This window comes from Afipia carboxidovorans OM5 (assembly GCF_000218565.1).
Taxonomy (GTDB): Bacteria; Pseudomonadota; Alphaproteobacteria; order Rhizobiales; family Xanthobacteraceae; genus Afipia; species Afipia carboxidovorans.
In genome coordinates this window covers 2357829-2380047 of the sequence record NC_015684.1, presented here as the reverse complement: position 1 = coordinate 2380047, position 22219 = coordinate 2357829, and the positions used below count along the sequence as shown (strand labels likewise).

Sequence of the window (22219 nt, the reverse complement as noted above, 5' to 3'; positions counted from 1 at the left end):
ATAATCAGGAAAAGGTATTTAATTCTTCAGCGTCGAGTCTAACTATGAACGCGTGCCGGCGTGCCAAACACCCTGAGCCCGGTGCCAACATCGCGATTTACGAATGAGTTCGCCCCAACAACCACTCGATCTCCGATCGTAACACCCATCTGTACAATAGCGTTCGGCCCGAGATAAACACCGTCTCCGATAATCGTTGGTGCATACTCGATGGGCTCCACTCCCATCGAGAGAGATCTTTTTACCGTATGATGTGTATAGATCTGGACTCCTGCCGATATGGCGCAGTGGTCGCCGATCCGAAGGCCGCCCCCCGAGCCATCCAATATGCATCCAGGCCCAATCCATGTGTGGCGACCCACGTAGACCTCGCCAAGGACGAGGACGTTATCATACATAGTGGTTCCTTCACCGAAGCCATAGGCTGCGGCATTATCTGCCCGCTCCGTCAATAGATCTCCGATAGAAACACGGCGATCGAAGTGTTGCCGTTTTCGTAACGTCAGCACACGCAGATGTCGACGCACACGCGTCAACCATGCGTCGGCTTCTCTCTCTTCGCTTAAATCGCGCGTGGTCGTAAGGGAATCGGCCATCAACACAATTCCTTCGCGTAAATCACGACGGCATTGAACTCACGCGCCAACAAGGCAGCGGTTTTCGAATTCAAACGATCTCGGATTTTACTCGAGCAAATAACCCGGACCGCGATCGCCGATTTATCGGAGTCATCGCTGTTCTCGATAGATCATACAAAATACAGCCTCGTTGTCAGTTAGTGCGAGGACTCCGGCGGGCGCTCCAATGCATCGGCAATATGTGCCAGCGTGTCCTGATCCGTCACAGGTGGCTCAGGGGTCGGTTGTGGCGCTGCTGGTTCGAGCGGTTCATTCGATGTTTTCGCATGATCCAGTGCAGCGTCGGCTTCTCTGATCGCGTCGATCATTTGCGACTTTGGGTGAGTCTGCGCAACAATCAGCCCCTTGAAATAGATGAGGCGCAGGTCGGATTGCTTTGCATCGCGCAGACTTTCTGCTCGTGAGATCGCACTCAGCGCGACTGGATAGAATTCGACGATAGCGCTTGCCAAAAGCTGCTGCGACCTTGGTAATAATGTTCTCTGGTGCAAGAGCCACATGATCGCAATCTCGGTTACGCTGAGATTCAGGAGTTCATTTATGCTGCTTGAGGGCGGCGGCGCCTCTGGGGTGGCATCAGGTCGCAAAAAATCTGTCCTGCGAGGCAAGGCAACGCTGCCTCCGGTGTGGTTTCGATCTTCTCCTTGCTGGTCCGACGGCATATCAACATCGGCTTTCGCGCATAGTCGGCGGTTCAAGCGGCAGCCGACTGCTTCCGATCCTTTCCATCGTCGAGCGCATCTCGCCTTCGAACGGCGTATCGCTGCCTATCCGATCGCCTGCCAGGAGGCTCTGTCCGCAATTAATCGAAATCTTGACATTTAATATTCAATTATTTAAATATAAACAAGTCAAGAAATATACTGGCTACGATTAATTCCTGCGTTGTTTCCTGACTGACGCTCCCGTCCTTGGCTGGCGCCTTTTGGCTGCGGAAATTGCCGACGAAATTGATCCTTGAGGAGTTTCATTGTGAATCTCCAAAGAGTCGTGACCAAGGTTTTCAATGGTGACATTCACTATGCGCTTGGCCGATTTCGCACCGTACGTCTGGCCTATGGCGGCGTCAGGCGATTGACGGACAGGCGTGTTTCGGTGGGGCAGGGTGGGAGCCCAACTCTTTTCCCGAACGCGGATATAGAGCATATTGTTAGGACCATCTCGGCCGAAGCGGTTTTCCTCGGTTTGAATCTTCCTGCGAAGATAGTCGCCGATATTGATGCCTTTGCGCGCTCAGAACCGCTTCATGCCAATTATGATCCGCATGGTCCCACCTTCTTATATGCGGAAGTCCACCGCGGAACGGCGGCTGACGGAAGATTCGTCTCGATAGGCGGCGTGCGCGAGCCAACTCGCTGTTCTGCTGTGCAGGCTATCGTGAATGACCCGGTCTTGCGGTCCATCGTGCGAACTTACTTGGGGCACGAACCGCACGAAGTGATGACCATCCTCAACTGGAGTTTCGCGTCAGACTTTTCTGATGACCAGCGTCGGCGCCTTAAGCATCACGTGATCGATTATCATTACGATGTTGGCGGATATAATTTCGTTTATGCCAACTTCTACATAACTGATACGGACCGCTACTCTGGCGCGCATGTCATGATGAAGCGATCACACAATCGGAAGCCGCTTCGGATGCTTCTCGGTTCGGCGTCTGCAAGCGAAGAGAGTGTGCGGAAGCAATTTGGAATTGAGAATGAAATCACCATCGAGGGTCCTGCAGGTACCGGCTTCGTTCAGGATACATCATGTTATCACCGTGCGACGCCACCAACCCGCGGGGACCGGCTCATGCTTGCTGTGCGTTTCATCAATTGAGTAGTTTAGAAAATCACCCACCCCAGCAAGTCTGTTGAACCGGAATTTCTCGATTGGTTCTCTTGAGAGACCAATCATATTTGTCCTGAAGCAGATTGCGGTCGGCTGGGCATTTGCAGAGGCCTGATCGAAGCCATTTGGGAAGCCGCTGCGATAGAAATTCGAAACCGGGATACAGAGGGCGTCAGTCTCATCAAGAGCAGCACGACCAGCGCGTCTGGCACCGGATATCCTCCAGCGTGAGTTCTGCCGGCACTTAAATCAGGGTGGGCAGTAGGGAGTTCTCGGATTCCTTAAAGAATCCGGAAGGCAGCTTCGCATTACCCTTGATTGTGCCCGTACAGATCAGTGGCTCTCAGCGAGCCGCGCCAATCATCGGCGCAGAGTATCGGGCGCAAATACGGAGCCGATACATTTCCCCGCCCGAAAGCTTCATGAGTACCCCCTGGCTGTAACGAAATCCTGTGACAGAGGGGGGCGCTGGACGGTAATTTGAATTAAATCAATAAAAACAAATTCTTACATCGATTCCAAAGATGGCGGAGACGATGGGATTCGAACCCATGATACCCTTTTCAAGGTATGCTCATTTAGCAAACGAGTGCCTTCAGCCGCTCGGCCACGTCTCCATGCGCCCGATATGCCTGACGAAATCTCCGCCCGCAAGTCAGTGATTATTCCGGTGCACGGGAAGGCGGTTCCTTTACATAATCGGGAAGGCGGTTCCTTTACATAATATAGGGTCTATCGCTCACATTTGCAGGTAATAAGAAACCGTTTTTTGGCCTCCTGCAGACACCGTTTTCGATAGAAAAGTGTGGGGACGGGGAATCGTTTGATTCGTCGGAAAAGCCTGATCAAGGGGCGATCCGAGGCGGTGATGCAGAAATGCAACGCAGCAATTCAAAGCTTGGGATATTCTGAATATCACTTATAAATCAATGTATTGCTCCATTTCCTCACAAAATGGTAAGTGATTTTTGTGCAACAGTTATTTGGAAACGATCCAATCCACCTCGGGATCGGGCTGGTCTTTGTTGCTTGTGCAGGAACGTTAGGTAATTCTGCCCATGCGACGGAGGGGGGCATCCCGAGGTCGTCCCGTTTGGAAGTTTCGCTTAAGTCGCTCGCGTTTGTGCGGGAGTGTCCGAAAGCGCGAGGCGACCAGGCGGTCACGGGGATAAGGGGACCAAACGTCAGGTGTGACTTACACCAGCGGGCCGGAACCTTCCCTACACATCATATTGGAGGTTTTATGACCAAGATTAAGAGCCTTGTCCTCGGATCGGCAGCGGCAATCGTTGCGATCGGTGGCGCACAGGCGGCTGATCTTCCCGTCAAGGCCAAAGCGGTCGAGTACGTGAAGGTTTGTTCGCTGTACGGAGCCGGCTTCTACTACATCCCCGGCACCGACACCTGCATTCGTATCGGCGGCTATGTCCGTGCGGAAGTGAACATTGGCGGCGCTTCGACCGACGCGACCTACATCTCCGGCACCGCCGGCAACAACGATGTTTACGCGAACTACTACACCCGTTCGCGCATCATGATGAACATCGACACCCGTACCGCAACTGAGTACGGCGTGGTCCGCACCTTCGGTGCGTTCGGCCCGCAGTTCAACAGCGGCAACGTCGACGGCCCCGATACGCAGGCCGCTGGCTCCATGCGCGTTGAGGCGGCGTTCATCCAGTTCGCCGGCTTCACCTTCGGTCGTTCGGCTTCGGCTTACGCCCTGCCGTGGAACGGCGCTCCGGGCAACCTCAACTCGACCCTCATGGGTGGACCGAACTACGACGCCGGTGTGAACAATATCCAGTACACCTGGCAGTTCGGCAATGGCGTTTCGGCCAGCATCGGTGTTGATGCGCAGGAGCAGGCTAATCGCGTTGGCGTTTACAACGCCAATGGCACGATCAATGCGGTCGGCGCTTATAACAACGCCTATCAGGCGGGAACGGCTGTGGACGTGGTCGGTAACATCCGCCTCGACCAGGCTTGGGGTCTGATCCAGTTGTCGGCTGCTGCCCATCAGGTCACCGGCAACTACTACAATGGCGGCGCCACGGGTAACAGCGGTACCATCATCAATGGCCATCCGGGCGACAAGTGGGGCTTCGCTGTGACCGGTGCGTTGCAGCTCAAGAACCTGCCAACCGGACCCGGCGACGACATCAAGATCAGCGGTACCTACACCGAGGGTGCGCTGCGTTACGTGCTCGGCCAGTCCGGTGCGACGCCGCGTAACTTTGTCCGCTACGATGGTGGTGGTCTCACGTTTGCTGGTGTGCCGGTTGCTGATGGCGTGTTCGATGTCGGTACTGGCATCGAGCTGACCAAGGCCTATGGCTTCAACGGCGCCTTCAACCACAACTGGAACAAGAACTGGTCGTCCAGCGTGTTCGGTTCGTGGTCGCATGTTGATTACAATGGCAACGCCACGACGATCATCTGCAACGCTGGGTATGCTGCCAACGCTACGACCTGCAACCCGGACTTCAACATCAGCCAGTTGGGCGTGAGCACGACCTGGAAGCCGGTGAAGAACCTCGCGTTCATCGCCGAAGCGACCTGGGTCAACATCAAGCAGAACAACGTTGGTGTGGAGAACGGCGTCGGCACGCGTGCTGGCCAGGGCTACGCCTACGGCGATCAGGACGCTTACTCCGGCGTTCTCCGCGTTCAGCGCAACTTCTGATCGCATCACCTTCGGGTGAAGCCATCGAACGAACCCCGGCAGGCGACTGCCGGGGTTTTGTTTTTGGGAAGGGCACTCCCTCTCTCCGCCTTGACGAAACTACTCCCTCTCCCCGTTCTTACTGGGTGAGGGACGAAGGTGAACATGGACGCAGGGAGTGAGTGAGGGCGAGGGAGTCTCCGTCATTGCGAGGAGCGCTCGCTTTCTTCACCTCCCCCCAGCGGGGAGAGGTCGGCGAGCCATCAGCGCGTTTACGCGCGTCTTCAACGCGCTATGGTGAGCGGGTGAGGGGGCTCCTGAGTCTACTTGAGAGATTGTACGCCCTCACCCGGAGGCGTTCACTATCGTTTTCGCCTCCACCTCTCCACACGGGAGAGGTGGACCTCAAACATCGCTGGCGATTAAAAGGTGCGCTCTAAAAACCACCTGCCCCATCGCATCTTTTGCAAAACGCCTTGATCCGCGCGATGGTCGGTTCATCCGCCAGCAAAGGCGCATGGCCCTGCAGCGGCACGTCCCATGTCTCCATATCCGGTCGCCGCCGCTGCATTTCGCTGACGCAAGCGGCTGACAGCAAATCCGAGAGTGCGCCGCGAATCGATAACAGCGGCAGCTTTGCCATCGAATCGAACAGCTCCCACAGCGCCGGTGGTGGCGTGTCCGGCGTGATCGCATCGAAGGCGCGCGCGAGCGCTACATCATGCGTCCGGATCAGTTGGCCGTCGCTATCCTCGCGGAAGGCGCGATGCGCCCATGCGCTCCACTCCGCATCGGTGAGCGCGGGAAACACGTTCGCGAACAGCCGCCGCATGCCGTCTTCCGCCTCGCGCCAGGTGCGCGGCGTCGCCCCCACGCCGAGATAGCCCTTGATCTTCATCAGTCCCCTCATCTTGAGCACAGGGCCGACGTCGTTGAGGATGACACCCGCGACGAGATCCGGCTGCGTCGCCGCGAGTCCCATTGAGATCAGCCCGCCGCGCGAAGTGCCGAGCAGGATCGCGCGTGAGACGCCCGCAGCGGCAGCGAGCGTCAGGACGTCGGTCGCCTCGATCGGCACGGTGTAATGGGCAGGGTCAGGATCGAAATCGGACTGGCCGCGGCCGCGATAGTCGATTGCCACCAGGCGGCGCGGCTGCCGCGGATCGGTGGCGAGTGCCTGTGCGACCGCGTCGAAATCCTCCGTCGTCCGCGTCAGGCCGGGTAGGGCCAGCACCGGCAGTGCCGCCGCATCTTGAGGACCGATGGTGCTCGCGTGCAGCCGCAGGCCATCAGCGGAGGTGGTGAAGATGTGTTGGAGGGCGGGCATAGCTGGTGCTTTCGACAAGTCGTCTCCGCGCAGGCGGGGATTCATTGTAAGCAGAGTAAGCATTTTAAGAGAGGCGAGAATGCTGGGCTCCCGCTTTCGCGGGAGCGACGACAACGCTTACTGCACCGCGCCACGGCGCAGGTCGGCTTCGATCAGCAATTGGTGGCTGCCGCCGAAGCGGGCGCGATAGACCTGCAGGTTCTCCATCACCCGCTGCACATAGTTGCGGGTTTCCGAGAACGGGATCAGCTCCACCCAGTCCACCGCATCGATGCTTGCATCGCGCGGGTCGCCGTAGCGCGCGACCCATTTGCGCACGCTGCCGCGTCCCGCGTTGTAGCCAGCGAACGTCATGATGTAGGAGCCGCGATAATCCTCGATCAGCCCGCCGAGTTCGGCCGCGCCGAGCATTGCGTTGTAGGGCGGGTCGCCCTTCAGCCGCGCGAGATCATAGGTGCCGCCGTACTTCTTGGTGACGTATTTGGCCGCGCCCGGCGTCACCTGCATCAGGCCGTAGGCGTTGGCGGGCGACACGACGGTGGGGTTGAAGGCGCTTTCCTGCCGCGCGATGGCGAAGACGATGGCCTTCTCCACCTGCGGGCCGAGGTTGCGATAGGGCGGGATGCCATTCACCGGATAGGCATAGTGGTCGAACGGCAGGCCGCGGTTTAGTGCCGCCTTGCCGGCGATCAGCATGCCGCGCGGATCGTTGTTGCGCTCGGCGAGGTCGCACAGCGCAGCGAGCGCGTCGGGATCGGCGTTCTCGCCCATGTCCGACATGATCGGGATGATGTAGTTGCCCTCATCCAGCGCGTAGAGAAGCTCGACCGCGCGCACCACCTCGAGCCGCGACGCGCCGCGCGGGGTCGCGGGTTTTCCGGCGAGGCTCAATTGCGGCAAATGCAGCTTGGCGCGTGCAAGCTGGCCGTAATAGCTGGTGGAATGCACGGCCGCCGCCTGATAGGCGGTGCGTGCCTCCTGCGAACGTCCGGCGGCCTCCGCTGCGCGACCCTGCCAGTAGCCCGCGCGCGCCTGCGCGGTCGGGTTGGTGGTGTTGATGCCGATGCGGGCGAAGTGCTGGGCGGCGGTGGCGGGGTCCTTCAGGAAACGCAGAGCAATCCAGCCCGCAGTGAACTCCCGCTCGGTCTTGTAGATGCCGCGTTCGGGGATCGCCGCGTCGCGCGCCACGCGATAGGCGGTGCGGTGCTCGCCGATGTCGATCAGCTTGCGCGCCAGCAGCCGCCGCTCGATCCACCATTCGTTGGTGTTGACGAGGCGTGCCGGGTCGCGCGGCGCGTCCAGCATCAGCCGCGCGGCCTCGGTGATCTTGTCCTCGCGCCGCAGATATTGAATCCGGCTCAGGACGTAGAGCGGGTCGCCGCGCAGGTTGGCCGGCACGGCGTTGAGCAGCGCGCGCGGGTTGCCGGTCCTGCGGTTGAGGCCGATCCGCGCCTTGGTGAGTGCGACATAGCCGCCGCCGAGATGCTTTGCCGCGCGCAACGCGCCGTCGGTGTCGCTGCCGTAGGCAAGCTCTTCCATCCGCCGCTTGTAATCGCCGCCGCTGAGGAGTGCGGAAAATTGCGAGAGGGCTGCGTCCTCCACGGCCGAGGTGAAGAAATCCTCATGCCAGGCCGTGCGAACGAGCCGCGCGGCGCGTGCCTGATCGCCGCGGTTGAGCAGCGCGCGGGCGAGCGCGAAACGTCCCTTCGCCGAAAGCGGCTGCTCGTTGCCGAAGAAGGCGAGGATGGTGCTGTCGTCACGGCGGTCGTCCCACAGCGCGGCCTCGCCGCGGCGGCGGAAGAAGGTCTGGCTCGGCCAGCTCGGGTTCTCGGTGATGAAGGCGAGGTAGCGGTCGGAGGAGGCGCCATTGTCCTCGCTGCGCAGGATGATCCATTCCGACAGCTTGCGCGCCAGCGGATCGCTGATCGAGCTCTGCATCTGCGTCGCGTCCTGCTGACGCTTGGCGCGGACGAGGTCGATGATCTGTTGCAGCGTCTGCAGGTCGGCGCGCGAGGTGGTCGAGGTCGGGGCGACCGCAAGCGGCGCACGCGACTTCGAGGCCAGCGGGCGCGGCGGCGGTGCGGCCTGCACCGGCGGCTTCGCGGCCAGGGGGGCGGGCGGCGGCGCGCCGTTGAGCTTCGGCTGGGCGGGAAGCTGCGACAGCGACTTTGCGGTCTGCGGGATCACGTTGCGCGGGATCGGGCGCGGCCGCGGCAGGGGCACCGCTTCGACAGGAGCGGGCGCGAGCGTCACGATCATCAGGGCCCCGCCTGCGAGCGCGGCCGTTTTGAAGAGAAGAGATGCCACGGCCATCCTTCGCTGCGAATCACCCCGTTGCCGTTTCAGACGGGTCTAATCTATTGGATTCAGGCCCCAAACAGGAATTTGCAGGGAACCGGCACCATTCCCGCAAAGGGCGGCGGATTCGAGGCCGCAGCAGCCACACATGCCTGCAAATCGGGCCGGAATGCTTGCTGCGCCCTTTCATCGCGGCGCGGGAGCCGGTATCTAGTCAGCCTTGCCCGCGCGTTCGGGCGAGGCGCAATTGCGCGCGATACAATGGATCTGCGGAGAAAGACGATGACGGCCAAGAGCAAGTTTCGGGGTTCCTTTACGGCCTTGGTCACGCCTTTCAAAAACGGCGGCCTCGACGAGGCGGCGTTCCGTGGCCTTGTGAGTTGGCAGATCGCCGAGGGCACCCATGGCCTCGTGCCGGTGGGGACGACGGGTGAGAGCCCGACGGTCACGCATGACGAGCACAAGCAGCTTGTCGAGTGGTGCGTGGACGAGGCGAAGGCCCGGGTGCCGGTGATTGCCGGTGCCGGTTCAAACTCGACCGCGGAAGCGATCGGGCTGGCCAAGCATGCCGAGAAGGTCGGTGCCGCGGCGGTGCTCGTCGTCACGCCCTATTACAACAAGCCGACGCAGGAAGGGCTCTACCAGCACTTCAAGGCGGTCAACGATGCGATCGGAATTCCGATCATTATCTACAACATCCCCGGCCGCTCGGTCGTCGACATGTCGACCGACACCATGAAGCGCCTGTTCGAGCTGAAGAACATCTCCGGCGTGAAGGATGCGACGGCGAACATCGCGCGTGTCTCGGCGCAGCGCGCCGCGATGGGCGAGGACTTCAACCAGCTCTCCGGCGAGGACATCACCGCGCTCGGCTATATGGCCCATGGCGGCCATGGCTGCATCTCGGTGACATCGAACGTCGCGCCGCGGCTGTGCTCGGAATTCCAGACTGCGTGTCTGAAGGGCGACTATGCGACGGCCCTGAAGATTCAGGACAAGCTGGTGCCGCTGCACACCAACCTGTTCATCGAGGCCAACCCGGCGCCGGTGAAGTACGCGCTGTCGCTGCTCGGCAAGATGTCGAATACGCTGCGGCTGCCGATGGTGGAATTGTCGGAGGCGAACAGGGAGATCGTGCGCCAGTCGATGGTGCACGCCGGTCTGCTCAACTGACGTCGACGGAATTGCGAAGGCCACAGGCCAGAGAGGGGAGGGCTCGATGCTCAAGGAGTTTCGCGAGTTTGCAATGAAGGGCAATGTCGTCGACCTCGCGGTCGGCGTCATCATCGGCGCGGCATTCGGCGCGATCGTGTCCTCTCTCGTCGGCGACGTCATTATGCCTGTGATCGGCGCGATCACCGGCGGCCTCGACTTCTCGAACTACTTCATCGGCCTCTCGAAGGAAGTCACCGCGACTAATCTCGTCGACGCCAAGAAACAGGGCGCGGTGCTCGCCTATGGCAGCTTCCTCACGGTGACGCTCAACTTCCTCATCATCGCCTTCGTGCTGTTCATCGTGATCCGCCTCATCAATCGGATCAAGCGCAGCGAGGAAGCAAAGCCCGCCGAAGCGCCGGCGCCGACCAAGGATCAGGTATTGCTCACGGAAATTCGCGATATCCTGAAGACCAAGTAAGGAGTGCCGCCAGGCGGCAGCGATGACTGAGAAAAAGGCGCGCCCGATCAAGGTCGTTGCGGAAAACCGCAAGGCGCGGTTCAACTATTCCATCGAGGACACCTTCGAGGCCGGCGTGATGCTGACCGGCACCGAAGTGAAATCCGCGCGCAATGGCAAAAGCACGATCTCGGAATCCTATGCCGATTCCAAGAACGGCGAAATCTGGCTCGTCAACGCCAACATCCCCGAATACCTTCAGGCCAACCGTTTCAATCACGAGCCGCGCCGACCGCGAAAGCTGTTGCTCCACAAGCGGCAGATCAACAAGCTGATCGGCGCGATCGAGCGCGAAGGCATGACACTCATTCCGTTGAAGATGTACTTCAACGAACAGGGGCGGCTTAAGCTCGAACTCGCGCTCGCCAAGGGCAAGAAGCTGCACGACAAGCGCGAGACCGAAAAGAAGCGCGACTGGTCGCGCGAGAAGAGCCGGCTGTTGCGGGCGAGGGGATAAAGGCGCCGATCGTCGTCGCCTTGGGAATAACGAGACCTGAACGGGACGATGGACGATGAACCAGCCAAACCTGATGGGAGTCGATTGGAGCGCGATCCCGGCGCCGGAAGATGACGGCGCGGCTGCGCACCTCAAAGGAAAGCCGCTCCCGGACATTGCCATGGAGGGCACCGACGGCACGGCCTGGACACTGGCCAGGCAGAAGGGCCGGATCGTCGTCTTCGCCTATCCGCGCACCGGCAAGCCCGGCGAGATCAGCCTCGTCGCGGACTGGGACATGATCCCCGGCGCGCGCGGCTGCACCCCGCAGACCTGCGCGTTCCGCGATCTTGCGCACGATATGAGGGCCGCCGGCGCGAGTGCCGTGTTCGGATTGTCGACCCAAGACCCGGCCTATCAGCGCGAGATGGTGGAGCGGCTGCATGTGCCGTTTCCGGTGCTCTCAGACCACAAGCTCGAACTGACACGCGCCTTGAAGCTGCCGACCATGGAGGTCGCGGACATGACGCTGCTGAAGCGGCTTGCGTTCATCGCCGACAACGGCGTCATCACCCACGTTTTCTATCCGGTGTTTCCGCCGGACCGGAACGCGGGCGATGTGCTGGAATGGCTGAAGGCGAATCCGGTGCGCTGAGGGGCGCGGTTCTTCACCTCTCCCCGGCGGGGAGAGGTCGCGCCCTCTCACCCGGAGGCGTTCGCTATCGCTCCGCCTCCGACCTCTCCCCACGGGAGAGGTGAATGAGATCGCTCTACCGATCCAGATAATCCCGCACGCTGGCAAACACCGCGCGAAACATCGCGGGCGTCAGCACGCCGGTGTTGGTGTTGTAACGCGAGCAGTGATAGCTGCTGAACACGCGCAGCGCGCCGTGCTGGAATTCGCCGCCATGCTTGAACGGCGCGGCGCGCAGCGGCAGGCCGAGCGCCTTCAGCGTCGAGTCGTGCGAGATGCGCCCGAGCGTGACGATCGCCTTCAGGCGCGGCATGTCCTTGATCGTCGAGACCAGAAACTGCCGGCAGGTGTTGATCTCGGCCGGTGTCGGCTTGTTCTGCGGCGGCACGCAATGCACGGCGTTGCCGATCCGGCAATCGACGAGCTTCAACGTATCGTCCGGTCGCGCCTCGTACCGGCCGCTGGCAAATCCGAATTCGAGCAGCGTCGCGTACAGAAGGTCACCCGCATAGTCGCCGGTGAACGGCCGCCCGGTGCGGTTCGCGCCTTGCAGCCCCGGCGCGAGGCCGACGATGAGCACCGCCGCATCACGCCCGCCGAGCGGCGGCACGGGGCCATTGAACCAGTCGGGATGCGCGGCGCGGTTCGCTTCGCGGAATTCGACAAGCCGCGGGCAGAGCGGGCAGTCGTGGCCGGGATGCGATGTGTCGGAAAGGGAAGGGGAGGAAGCGCGGCGCGAGGCGGTTCGCCGCCCCGCGCCGGATCTGGCTTCAGTCGTCGAAATCTTCGTCATCGCCCCGCGGTGCAATCGTGCTGGCGCTGCGCTGCAGGAATTGCGGCGTGTGCTGGCGCTCGCGGGGTTCGCGCACCTGCGTGCGCTCGCCGGGGTCGCGGCCGATCTTCGATTGCAACTGAACGAGATCAGTAAAGACATCCGCCTGGCGGCGCAACTCGTCCGCGATCATCGGCGGCTGACTCGCAATGGTGGAAACCACGGTGACACGCACGCCGCGGCGCTGCACGGCCTCGACCAGCGAGCGGAAATCGCCGTCGCCCGAGAACAGCACCATCTGGTCGATATGTTCGGCCAACTCCATGGCATCGACCGCGAGTTCGATGTCCATATTGCCTTTCACCTTGCGGCGGCCGCTTGCGTCGATGAATTCCTTCGTCGCCTTGGTGACGACGGTATAGCCGTTGTAGTCCAGCCAGTCGATCAACGGGCGGATCGAGGAGTACTCCTGATCCTCGATGATCGCGGTGTAATAGAAAGCGCGCACCAGCGAGCCACGGCTCTGAAACTCAAGCAGGAGGCGTTTGTAGTCGATATCAAACCCCAGAGTTTTCGCAGTTGCGTAAAGATTGGCCCCATCAATGAAAAGAGCGATTTTGTTCGAAGACGATGGTGTCATCAAAAGGTTTCTCGTTCGCTTGTTTTGACGTTATTGGCGCGAATTCTTCGCACGGGTGGTTCGTCACGATATATTGAGTTCGCATTGAAGCAAAAGCTTGTCCGTCAATGGAAAGAGTGGGGCAAAACGACCCTGGGTCGAAAATGTGAACCACATTGGGACGCATTGCCTCCTGGAACCCCTCTCGAGCCGCAAAAAGGCCCGTAAATACGGGCAAATTTGATGGTTGCGATTCTCGCGCATTCCTTGTATTCAGTGCGGCATCGCAACAATTTTTTCATCAGTTTACGGAGCGGCTTTATGGCGCGCGTGACCGTCGAAGACTGCATCGACAAAGTCGACAATCGGTTTGATCTGGTGCTCCTGGCCGCGCATCGTGCGCGCATGATTTCGTCTGGCTCGCCGATTACCGTTGATCGCGACAACGACAAGAATCCCGTCGTCTCGCTGCGTGAGATTGCCGACCAGACCATTGCACCGGAAGACCTCAAGGAAGAGCTCGTGCACTCGCTCCAGAAGTTCGTCGAAGTCGACGAGCCGGAGCCGGATACGATTCCGTTGATCGGTTCGGCCGGTGCGAGCGTCGATGCCGACGACACCGAGGTCGCCGTCGAGCGGATGACCGAGGAGGAGCTTCTGAAGGGTCTCGAAGGCCTCGCCCCTCCGGAAGAGCAGCCCGAAGAGGAGGAGTGATCCTCCCGCCGAGGTCGCCTTGCGAGGCGACCAGGCCGAGTGCGCGACAGGGATCGTGCAAGACGAGGTCCGGGGCTTGCTCCGGGCCTTTTGTTTTTGATCCCATTAAAGATTTCACAACAACCTTGCTTGCGAATGGAACCGGGGGCAGCGATATTCCTGTGGAGGGATGATCCCGAATCCCGGAGGTGAAACGAAGATGGCGGTCGGTGGGCGCAGCGCAGGTCAGACGCAGGCAGATGCCGGCGTGGCCGGGGCCGCGGTTGCGCCGCGGCGCCCCGCGAAGGCCAATCGTGCGGGTATGATGCGCCAGTACGACCTCGTCGACCGGGTGCGGGCCTATAACCCCAACACCGACGAGGACCTGCTCAACCGCGCTTACGTCTATGCCATGAAGGCGCATGGGGAGCAGAAGCGCGCCTCGGGTGACCCGTATTTCTCCCATCCGCTCGAAGTCGCGGCGATCCTCACTGACCTCAAGCTCGACGACGCGACCATTGTCGCGGCGCTGCTGCACGACACAATCGAGGACACCGAATCCACCCGCGCCGAGATCGATCAGTTGTTCGGCACCAAGATCGGTGCGCTGGTCGAGGGCCTGACCAAGCTGAAACGGCTTGAACTCGTCTCGCGCGAGGCGAAGCAGGCGGAGAATCTGCGCAAGCTCCTACTCGCAATCTCGAGCGACGTGCGCGTGTTGCTGGTCAAGCTCGCGGACCGGCTGCACAACATGCGCACGATGGAGTTCATGCCGCCGGCCTCGCGCAAGCGCATTGCCGAAGAGACGCTCGACATCTACGCGCCGCTCGCCGCCCGCATGGGCATGCAGGAAATGCGCGAGGAGCTCGAAGACCTCTCATTCCGCGTGCTCGATTCCGACGCGCATGAGGTGGTGACGCAGCGGCTCGATGCGCTGACCGACCTCAACCGCAATCTGATCGGCGAGATCGAGACGCAACTGTTCGCGAGCCTCGAAAAGCACGGCATCAAGGCGCTGGTGAAGGGACGGCGTAAGCAGCCGTATTCGATCTGGACCAAGATGGAGCGCAAGTCGGTCAATTTCGAGCAATTGTCCGACGTGTTCGGTTTCCGCATCATCGTTGAGACGCCGGAGGAGTGCTACCGCGCGCTCGGCGTCGTGCACACCTGCTGGCCGGTCGTGCCCGGCCGCTTCAAGGATTACATCTCGACGCCGAAGCAGAACGACTATCGCTCGATCCACACTACGGTGATCGGGCCCGGCAACCAGCGCGTCGAACTGCAGATCCGTACCGCAGAGATGGACCGGATCGACGAATACGGCATCGCCGCGCACGCCTTCTACAAAGAGGGCGCAGATTCTCCGGCCGAGATGCTCAAGCGTGAATCGAATGCGTTCGCCTGGCTGCGCCACACCATCGAGATGCTCGCGGAAAGCGCCAATCCGGAAGAGTTTCTCGAACACACCAAGATGGAGCTGTTCCACGATCAGGTGTTCTGCTTCACGCCGAAGGGCAAGCTGATTGCGCTGCCGCGCCATGCCAACGTGATCGACTTTGCCTATGCGGTGCATACCGATGTCGGCAACAGCACGGTGGGCTGCAAGATCAACGGCCAGTTCTCGCCGTTGTCGTCGGAATTGCACAATGGTGATGAGGTCATGGTGTTGACCTCGCGCGCGCAGTCGGCGCCGCCATCGGCGTGGGAGCAGCTCGCCGTCACCGGCAAGGCCAAGGCCGCGATCCGCCGTGCGACGCGCGCCGCGGTGCGCGATCAGTATGCTGCGCTTGGGCGGCGCATCGTCGAACGCCTGTTTACGCGCGCGAAGATCGTCTACGCCGACGACAAGCTGACGGGCGCGCTGCCGCGCCTTGCGCGCAGCTCTATTGAAGAGGTGATGGCGGCGGTGGGTCGGGGCGAGATCAAGGCCGCCGACGTCGCGCGTGCGATGTATCCTGATTACAAGGAGGAGGCGCGCCAGAGCGGCCTCAAAGCTGCCAAGGCCAAGGCGCCGGTCGAGCCAGCGAAGACCGCGATCCCGATCCGCGGCCTCAATTCCGATTTGCCGGTGAAGTTCGCGCCGAACGGCGGCGCGGTGCCGGGCGATCGCATCGTCGGCATCGTCATGCCGGGCGAGGGCATCACCATTTATCCGATCCAGGCGCCTGCGCTGAAGGACTTCGAGGAAGAGCCGGAGCGCTGGGTCGACGTGCGCTGGGACATCGACGAGAGCGCGCCGCCGCGGCGCTTCCCGGCGCGGCTGCACGTTCAGAACGTCAACGAGCCCGGCAGCCTCGCACAGATCGCGGGCGTCATCGCCGAGCATGACGGCAATATCGACAATATCGGCATGAGCCGCCGCTCGCCGGATTTCACCGATCTCATCATCGATCTCGAGGTCTATGACCTCAAGCATCTCAACGGGATCATCAACCAGTTGCGCGCGAAAGCCGTGGTCGCGAGCGTCGAACGGGTCAACGGCTAACCTTTCGGATCATCGCGATGTCTGTTCCGCCGCTCCGCCTTGGGGTCAATGTCGATCATGTTGCCACGCTGCGTAACGCGCGCGGCGGCCTTCTGCCCGATCCGGTGCGCGCGGCGCTGCTCGCGATCGAAGCCGGAGCCGATGGCATCACCGCGCATCTGCGCGAGGATCGCCGTCATATCCGCGACGACGATATGGCGCGGCTGAAGCGCGAGATTTCCAAGCCGCTGAATTTCGAGATGGGCGCGACCGGGGAGATGATCGGGATCGCGCTCGCCACCAAGCCGCATGCGGTATGCCTCGTGCCGGAGCGGCGACTGGAGATCACCACGGAAGGCGGTCTCGATGTCGTCGGTCAGCAGGGGACGCTTGCGCCCGCGATCGCGCAATTCAATGCCGCCGGCATCCGCACTTCGCTGTTCATCTCGCCTGATCGTGAGCAGATCGAAATGGCGGCGCAGTTGAAAGCGCCGGTGATCGAACTGCACACCGGCACGTGGTGCGATGCGCTCATAGCGGGAAGCAGCAAGGCGGACGCCGAGTGGAAGCGCATCGTCGAAGGCGCGAAGCTTGCGCATTCGCTCGGGCTCGAAGTCCATGCGGGCCACGGTCTCGACTATGCGAGCGCCGAGACGATTGCGGCGCTGCCGCAGATCGTCGAACTCAACATCGGTCACTTCCTGATGGGGGAGGCGCTGTTCGTCGGCCTGAAGCAGGCGATCGGAACCATGCGCGCGGCGATGGCACGCGGCCGGGCCAAAGCGGAATCCAACGTGGGGCAGGCATGATTCTCGGAATCGGGTCCGACACCATCGATATCCGCCGGGTCCAGGAGGTGATCGAGCGTCACGGCGCGCGCTTCATCGACCGCATTTTCACGGAGGCCGAGCAGGCCAAGGCGGAGCGCAGGGCGAAAGCGCCTCGCGCGTGGGTTGCAACCTATGCCAAGCGCTTCGCCGCCAAGGAGGCCTGCGCCAAGGCGCTCGGCACCGGCATCCGTCAGGGGGTCTGGTGGCGCGACATGGGGGTGGTGAACCTGCCCGGCGGCCGGCCGACCATGCAGCTCACCGGGGGCGCGCTGGTGCGACTCGAATCACTGCTGCCGCCCGGCCATGAAGCCCGGATCGACCTCACGATTACCGATGATTGGCCCACGGCACAGGCCTTTGTCATCATTTCCGCGCTTCCCAGGGGGTAGCGGCGGAACCGCCGGGGAAATTTCTCTCTGGCTCTATTTCCAAAGAGATATCAACTATTTGCCAGATTGTCAGGCGGCACTTGATTGCGCCCGATGCGGCAAGCGTCTAAAACCCGCGCAGGTGCTTCGATCGATCGCCGCGCCTGTTTTTCGAGGGACTTGAGACAGTATGAGCGCGACATCCGGCACCAAATCCGAGGGTGGAATCGGCGAGGCCATCCGCGTCGTCATCCATGCGCTCATCATCGCGGCGGTAATCCGCACCTTTCTGTTCCAGCCCTTCAACATCCCGTCGGGCTCGATGGAGTCGACGCTGCTCGTCGGCGACTATCTGTTCGTCTCGAAATACTCGTACGGCTACAGCCATTACTCGCTGCCGTTCTCGCCGCCGCTGTTCTCCGGCCGTATCTTCGGCTCTGCACCCGAGCGCGGCGATATCGTCGTGTTCCGTTTCCCGCGTGAAGACAACATCGACTACATCAAGCGCGTGATCGGACTACCGGGCGACCGCATCCAGTTGAAGGAAGGCCAGGTCTTCATCAACGACGCCGCGGTGAAGCGCGAGCGGGTTGCCGATTATGTCGGCGAGGATCCCTGCGGCTCGGGCGATGCGACTGCGCGCGTCAAGCAGTGGCAGGAAACGCTGCCGAACGGCGTGAGCTACAAGACGCTCGATTGCGTCGATAACGGCTTCTACGACAACACCGCGGTTTATGTCGTGCCGGACGGGCACTACTTCATGATGGGCGACAACCGCGACAATTCGAGCGACAGCCGCGTGATGTCCGGCGTCGGCTATGTGCCCGAGCAGAATCTGATCGGGCGCGCGCAACTCATCTTCTTCTCCGTCGATAGAGGCGAGCAGGCATGGCAGTTCTGGCGCTGGCCCGTCAGCGTGCGCTGGGGCCGCCTGTTCTCGGTCGTGAGATGACAGACGAAGTCGTGAGCATCGCGCAGGTGCAGGACGACAAGCCGCCCGAAACAAAGCCCGCGGCGACGAAGGCGGCTGAGCGCAAGGCTGTGCCGGAGCAGCCGGTTGTCGCGGAGCAGCCTGCCGCGGAAGCCTCGCCGAAGAAGGTGCGGCGGCCGAGCGCCAAGGCGCTCTTGCGCGAGATCGAACAGCGCATCGGCCACACCTTCAAGAATCCAAATCTTCTCAAGACCGCGCTGACGCATGTTTCGGCGCTCAAGCCGTCGCAGAATCGCACCGACAGCTATCAGCGGCTCGAATTCCTCGGCGACCATGTGCTGGGCCTCATCGTCTCGGACATGCTCTACGGCGCCTTCCCGAAGGCCGACGAGGGCGAGATGTCGAAGCGCCTTGCCGATCTCGTACGCAAGGAAGCCTGCGTCGATGTCGCGAAGTCGCTCGGCCTGCACGAGAACATCAAGCTCGGCACGGTGGGCGCGGGTGTCGGTGCGCGGCTACGCAACTCCATCGTCGGCGATATCTGCGAAGCGGTGATCGGCGCGATCTTCCTCGACGGCGGCTATGACGCAGCCGAGCAGTTCGTGCTGAGCAACTGGACCGAGCGCATGCGCCGCCCGGTGCGGCCGTTGCGCGATCCGAAAACCATTTTGCAGGAATGGGCGCAGGGCAAGGGTCTGCCGACGCCGGTCTATCGCGAGGTCGAGCGTACCGGCCCGCATCATGATCCGCGTTTCCGCGTCGCGGTCGATCTGCCGGGGCTTGCCTCGGCGGAGGGCATCGGCTCCAGCAAACGCGCGGCGGAAAAGGCGGCGGCGTCTGCCTTGTTGAACCGCGAAGGCGTGACCGGCGGCAAGGACGCCTGAACAAAGGATGCCTGACAATATGCCTGAGGAACAGGCGCACCCCACCCGTTGCGGCTTTGTCGCGCTGATCGGCGCGCCCAATGTCGGCAAGTCGACGCTCGTCAACGCCCTCGTCGGCTCGAAGGTCACGATCGTCTCGCGCAAGGTGCAGACGACGCGCGCGCTGATCCGCGGCATCGTCGTCGAGGGCAATGCGCAGATCGTGCTGGTCGATACACCCGGCATCTTTACACCGAAGCGCAGGCTCGACCGCGCGATGGTCTCGACCGCCTGGAGCGGCGCGCATGATGCCGACATGGTCTGCGTGCTGCTCGATGCGCGCGCGGGTCTGGACGAGGAAGCCGAGGCGATCTTCACCAAGCTCGAAGCCGTGAAGCATCCGAAATTTCTCGTCATCAACAAGATCGACCTTGTCGCGCGCGAGAAACTGCTGGCACTCGCGCAGCGCGCCAACGAGCGGATCGCGTTCCGCGAAACCTTCATGGTCGCGGCGCTGTCGGGTGACGGTGTCGACGATCTGCGCCGTGCGCTTGCGGCCGCGATGCCGGAGGGGCCGTATCTCTATCCCGAAGATCAGATGTCGGATGCGCCGCTGCGTCATCTCGCGGCGGAAATCACCCGCGAGAAAATCTATCGCAACCTGCATCAGGAATTGCCCTACCAGTCGACGGTGGAAACCGAGAGCTGGAAGGAAATGCGCAACGGGTCGGTCCGCATCGAGCAGACGATTTTTGTCGAGCGCGACAGCCAGCGCAAGATCGTGCTGGGCAAGGGCGGGGCCACCATCAAAGCGATCGGCGCCGATGCGCGCAAGGAGATCGCCGAGATTGTCGGCCAGCCCGTGCATCTGTTTCTGTTCGTCAAGGTGCGCGACAATTGGGGCGACGACCCGGAGCGTTATCGCGAAATGGGACTGGAGTTTCCGAAGGAATGAGGGGCGATGAGATCGTGGTGCCGGAGAACGTGCGGCGGTTCGAGATCTGTCTCTACGCCTCGCTTCTCGTCGACACGTTGTCGTTTCCATTCCGGACCATTCCGGAGGATGTGCCGGAGTCGGTGATCGCAATGTCGGCGCTGATGTCGGCAAGCCTGATCCTGCTGCTCTGCCATCTGGTGTGGCTCGCCGCGCGCCAGCGCCGCAACTGGGCGCGCTGGCTTCTGGTGATGGCGCTCGGCCTCTCGGTGCTCACCCTGATCGGCATCCTCAATCAGGAAGGCTGGTCGCTTGTCACCGTGATCGATGCCGCATCGGCCGCGCTCACCATGGTCGGGCTGCGGCTGTCGTTCACCGGCGATGCGCGCGGCTGGTTCGTCTAGCCGCCGCAGAAACTGCCGTGCTGGCAAAATCTGCCGCCCGAGCGGCGACCGATCCATACCGCCATCATTGAAGCCGCAGGCGTTTTTCGCTGGCGCTGGACTTGCTTGAAAGCCCTGATACGGGACGGAGAGGGCGGGAATGCAGGTTCAGTCGGCGATAGCGGCTTTCGGTGCGCGGCTCGTGTCGGGAACGAATGCCTCGCCGCGGCAGGAGGGGCAGGACACGGCCACGTCCACAGCCTCACCAGAAGCGTCCGGCACGCGCCGCTACGATTTCTCCAATATCTCGCCGGGCGAGCTGCGCGAGGCGGTGAACCGGCTGATCCGCAGCGGCGATCTCGATCTGCACGAGACCAGCAGCCTCCTTGGCATCATGGCGCCGCCGGAGGCGCGCCTGCGGGTCGATGGAACACCGCTCTCCAAAGCTGAAGGTGAGCAGATCGACGCGACGCCGATTGATGTGTTCGCCAAACTGCGCGAAGGCGTTGCCGGGGCGCGCTGGCGGCACGACGACGCCGGCGAGGCGGCGCTGGCGCAGGCCATGGCGGCGCTTCAGCGCGTGCAGGGCATGGTGTCCGCGGTCGATCTGCGGGCGTAACGCACGGCGGCATCACCCGGACGGAACGGGCCGGATCGTGTAAGATTGATTCATGGAGTGGACGGACGACGGCATTATTCTCGGCACGCGGCGGCATGGCGAAGCAAACGCCATCGTCGAGTTGCTGACGCGCAGCCACGGCCGTCACCTCGGTCTCGTGCGCGGGGGGGCGGGCACGCGGATGCGGCCGCTGTTGCAGCCGGGCAATTCGGTCGGCGCGGTCTGGCGTGCGCGGCTCGACGAACATCTCGGCTATTACGCCTTGGAAGGCACGCGGCTGCGCGCGGCAACCATGCTCAGCTATTCGCATGCCGCTTACGGCATCACCCATCTGGCGGCGCTGGCGCGGCTGTTGCCCGAGCGCGCGCCCCATGACGGCATCTACGAGCAGTTCGAGGCGATCCTCGAGGATTTCGACGATCCCGTTATTGCCGCGACCCATGTCGTACGCTTCGAGATGGCGATGCTGGAAGAGTTGGGTTTCGGCCTCGATCTCTCCTGCTGCGCGGCGACGGGCACGCACACCGATCTCATCTACGTCTCGCCGAAATCCGGTTGCGCGGTGTCGCGCTCGGCGGGCGAGCCCTGGCGCGAACGGCTGCTGCCGCTCCCGGCGTTTCTGCGCGCCGGGAATGAGGAGAGCAGCCCCGACGGCGAGGCCGACATCATGGAAGGCTTCCGCCTCACTGGGATGTTTTTGTTGCGCAATGTGCTGGAGCCACGCGGACAGGCGCATTCCGACGCGCGGGCCGGCTTCATCGCGGCGGTGGCGCGCTCGCGGGTGACGCTCGCCGCGGAGTGAAGTTTCAGTTTTCTACCGCCCATAAAAACGGGCCGGCGAACCGGCCCGTTTCGGATGCTCGACAGGCGAGCGATCAGTAAAACCGATGGCGGTAGTAATGCGGCCGGTACGGCCGATAATGGGGCCGGTAGTAGGGGCGCGGCGCGTAGTAGCGCGGGCCGGTGCGGTAGCAGCTTCGCACCCAGCGGTAGCCGTTCCAGACCCGGCGGCAGACCAGCGCCACGTCTTGGGCCTGGCTGGCCGGAGCGTGGGTGATGCCGGGCAGGGTCATGGCCTCGGCACGGGGGGTGCCAAGGGTCGCGGCGCCCGCGATAGCAACGGCGGCGATGACCGCCAGAGCAAGACGATGCATTCTCTTCCTCCTCAAAGTGTCAC

Annotated in this window: 23 protein-coding genes and 1 tRNA gene; 16 read left to right on the top strand and 8 right to left on the bottom strand. The window is 62.1% G+C overall.

Annotated features, from left to right (window positions below; genetic code table 11):
• Window positions 1-38: 38 nt before the first annotated feature.
• Together OCA5_RS18840 and OCA5_RS11015 are read right to left on the bottom strand one after the other, a co-directional pair.
• On the bottom strand, window positions 39-596 hold the full coding sequence (locus OCA5_RS18840) for an acyltransferase (protein ID WP_013913186.1): 558 nt from the start codon (window positions 594-596) through the stop codon (window positions 39-41).
• A gap of 179 nt (window positions 597-775) precedes the next feature.
• A complete protein-coding gene (locus OCA5_RS11015; RefSeq protein WP_244396176.1) occupies window positions 776-1300 on the bottom strand; it encodes a hypothetical protein in 525 nt (174 codons plus the stop codon).
• A gap of 328 nt (window positions 1301-1628) precedes the next feature.
• On the opposite strand from OCA5_RS11015, the gene OCA5_RS11010 reads away from it, so the two are divergent.
• Entirely contained in the window at window positions 1629-2459 is an 831-nt protein-coding gene (locus OCA5_RS11010; RefSeq protein ID WP_244396177.1) for a hypothetical protein, read from the top strand.
• A 537-nt stretch (window positions 2460-2996) separates the two neighbouring features.
• Here the strand turns inward: OCA5_RS11010 and OCA5_RS11005 are convergent.
• A tRNA-Ser gene (locus OCA5_RS11005) sits at window positions 2997-3088 on the bottom strand.
• Window positions 3089-3714: 626 nt separating this feature from the next.
• Here OCA5_RS11005 and OCA5_RS11000 point away from each other — a divergent pair.
• Window positions 3715-5157: a porin gene (locus tag OCA5_RS11000; protein ID WP_012562979.1), complete on the top strand. Its 1443-nt coding sequence runs from the start codon at window positions 3715-3717 to the stop codon at window positions 5155-5157.
• Between the two features lie 415 nt (window positions 5158-5572).
• Here the strand turns inward: OCA5_RS11000 and OCA5_RS10995 are convergent, their stop codons facing one another.
• Together OCA5_RS10995 and OCA5_RS10990 are read right to left on the bottom strand one after the other, a co-directional pair.
• On the bottom strand, window positions 5573-6463 hold the full coding sequence (locus OCA5_RS10995; RefSeq protein ID WP_012562980.1) for an alpha/beta fold hydrolase: 891 nt from the start codon (window positions 6461-6463) through the stop codon (window positions 5573-5575).
• 117 nt (window positions 6464-6580) lie between these two features.
• A complete protein-coding gene (locus OCA5_RS10990) occupies window positions 6581-8770 on the bottom strand; it encodes a lytic transglycosylase domain-containing protein (protein WP_013913183.1) in 2190 nt (729 codons plus the stop codon).
• Between the two features lie 273 nt (window positions 8771-9043).
• On the opposite strand from OCA5_RS10990, the gene dapA reads away from it, so the two are divergent.
• Genes dapA through OCA5_RS10970 form a run of 4 tightly spaced genes read left to right on the top strand, consistent with a single transcriptional unit; the run spans window position 9044 to window position 11527 of the window.
• A complete protein-coding gene (gene dapA / locus OCA5_RS10985) occupies window positions 9044-9934 on the top strand; it encodes a 4-hydroxy-tetrahydrodipicolinate synthase (protein WP_012562982.1) in 891 nt (296 codons plus the stop codon).
• Between the two features lie 46 nt (window positions 9935-9980).
• Window positions 9981-10397 carry a large conductance mechanosensitive channel protein MscL gene (gene mscL, locus OCA5_RS10980; protein ID WP_012562983.1) on the top strand — a complete coding sequence of 139 codons (417 nt, stop codon included), beginning with the start codon at window positions 9981-9983 and terminating at the stop codon, window positions 10395-10397.
• 22 nt (window positions 10398-10419) lie between these two features.
• On the top strand, window positions 10420-10893 hold the full coding sequence (gene smpB / locus OCA5_RS10975; RefSeq protein ID WP_012562984.1) for an SsrA-binding protein SmpB: 474 nt from the start codon (window positions 10420-10422) through the stop codon (window positions 10891-10893).
• A 55-nt stretch (window positions 10894-10948) separates the two neighbouring features.
• Window positions 10949-11527, top strand: a complete 579-nt coding sequence (locus OCA5_RS10970; RefSeq protein ID WP_012562985.1) for a peroxiredoxin — start codon at window positions 10949-10951, stop codon at window positions 11525-11527.
• Window positions 11528-11642: 115 nt separating this feature from the next.
• On the opposite strand, the gene OCA5_RS10965 is transcribed toward OCA5_RS10970, so the two are convergent.
• Window positions 11643-12359: a uracil-DNA glycosylase gene (locus OCA5_RS10965; RefSeq protein ID WP_013913181.1), complete on the bottom strand. Its 717-nt coding sequence runs from the start codon at window positions 12357-12359 to the stop codon at window positions 11643-11645.
• Complete coding sequence (locus tag OCA5_RS10960) at window positions 12337-12978, bottom strand: LabA-like NYN domain-containing protein (RefSeq protein ID WP_012562987.1); 642 nt, start codon at window positions 12976-12978, stop codon at window positions 12337-12339. Before OCA5_RS10960 ends, OCA5_RS10965 begins: the two co-directional genes overlap by 23 nt.
• A 300-nt stretch (window positions 12979-13278) precedes the next feature.
• On the opposite strand from OCA5_RS10960, the gene rpoZ reads away from it, so the two are divergent.
• The 10 genes from rpoZ to recO all read left to right on the top strand — a co-directional run bounded on the left by rpoZ (window position 13279) and on the right by recO (window position 21844).
• Complete coding sequence (gene rpoZ, locus OCA5_RS10955) at window positions 13279-13671, top strand: DNA-directed RNA polymerase subunit omega (protein ID WP_012562989.1); 393 nt, start codon at window positions 13279-13281, stop codon at window positions 13669-13671.
• Between the two features lie 199 nt (window positions 13672-13870).
• The gene (locus OCA5_RS10950) at window positions 13871-16135 is read left to right on the top strand and encodes a RelA/SpoT family protein (RefSeq protein ID WP_012562990.1); all 2265 of its coding nucleotides are present in this window, start codon (window positions 13871-13873) and stop codon (window positions 16133-16135) included.
• A 17-nt stretch (window positions 16136-16152) separates the two neighbouring features.
• Complete coding sequence (locus OCA5_RS10945; protein WP_012562991.1) at window positions 16153-16923, top strand: pyridoxine 5'-phosphate synthase; 771 nt, start codon at window positions 16153-16155, stop codon at window positions 16921-16923.
• Window positions 16920-17333 (top strand): holo-ACP synthase, encoded by a 414-nt coding sequence (gene acpS / locus OCA5_RS10940; protein WP_012562992.1) that lies wholly within the window; start codon window positions 16920-16922, stop codon window positions 17331-17333. Before OCA5_RS10945 ends, acpS begins: the two co-directional genes overlap by 4 nt.
• 169 nt (window positions 17334-17502) lie before the next feature.
• On the top strand, window positions 17503-18264 hold the full coding sequence (lepB, locus tag OCA5_RS10935) for a signal peptidase I (protein WP_012562993.1): 762 nt from the start codon (window positions 17503-17505) through the stop codon (window positions 18262-18264).
• Complete coding sequence (gene rnc, locus OCA5_RS10930) at window positions 18261-19127, top strand: ribonuclease III (RefSeq protein WP_012562994.1); 867 nt, start codon at window positions 18261-18263, stop codon at window positions 19125-19127. The genes lepB and rnc overlap by 4 nt, the downstream gene beginning before the upstream one ends.
• Window positions 19128-19146: 19 nt before the next feature.
• Entirely contained in the window at window positions 19147-20061 is a 915-nt protein-coding gene (gene era / locus OCA5_RS10925) for a GTPase Era (RefSeq protein WP_013913178.1), read from the top strand.
• The gene (locus tag OCA5_RS10920) at window positions 20058-20444 is read left to right on the top strand and encodes a hypothetical protein (RefSeq protein WP_012562996.1); all 387 of its coding nucleotides are present in this window, start codon (window positions 20058-20060) and stop codon (window positions 20442-20444) included. Before era ends, OCA5_RS10920 begins: the two co-directional genes overlap by 4 nt.
• Before the next feature lie 139 nt (window positions 20445-20583).
• Entirely contained in the window at window positions 20584-21042 is a 459-nt protein-coding gene (locus OCA5_RS10915; RefSeq protein ID WP_012562997.1) for a hypothetical protein, read from the top strand.
• 52 nt (window positions 21043-21094) lie between these two features.
• Window positions 21095-21844 (top strand): DNA repair protein RecO, encoded by a 750-nt coding sequence (recO, locus tag OCA5_RS10910; RefSeq protein WP_012562998.1) that lies wholly within the window; start codon window positions 21095-21097, stop codon window positions 21842-21844.
• A gap of 73 nt (window positions 21845-21917) precedes the next feature.
• On the opposite strand, the gene OCA5_RS10905 is transcribed toward recO, so the two are convergent.
• Entirely contained in the window at window positions 21918-22196 is a 279-nt protein-coding gene (locus tag OCA5_RS10905; protein WP_012562999.1) for a hypothetical protein, read from the bottom strand.
• Window positions 22197-22219 lie beyond the last annotated feature (23 nt).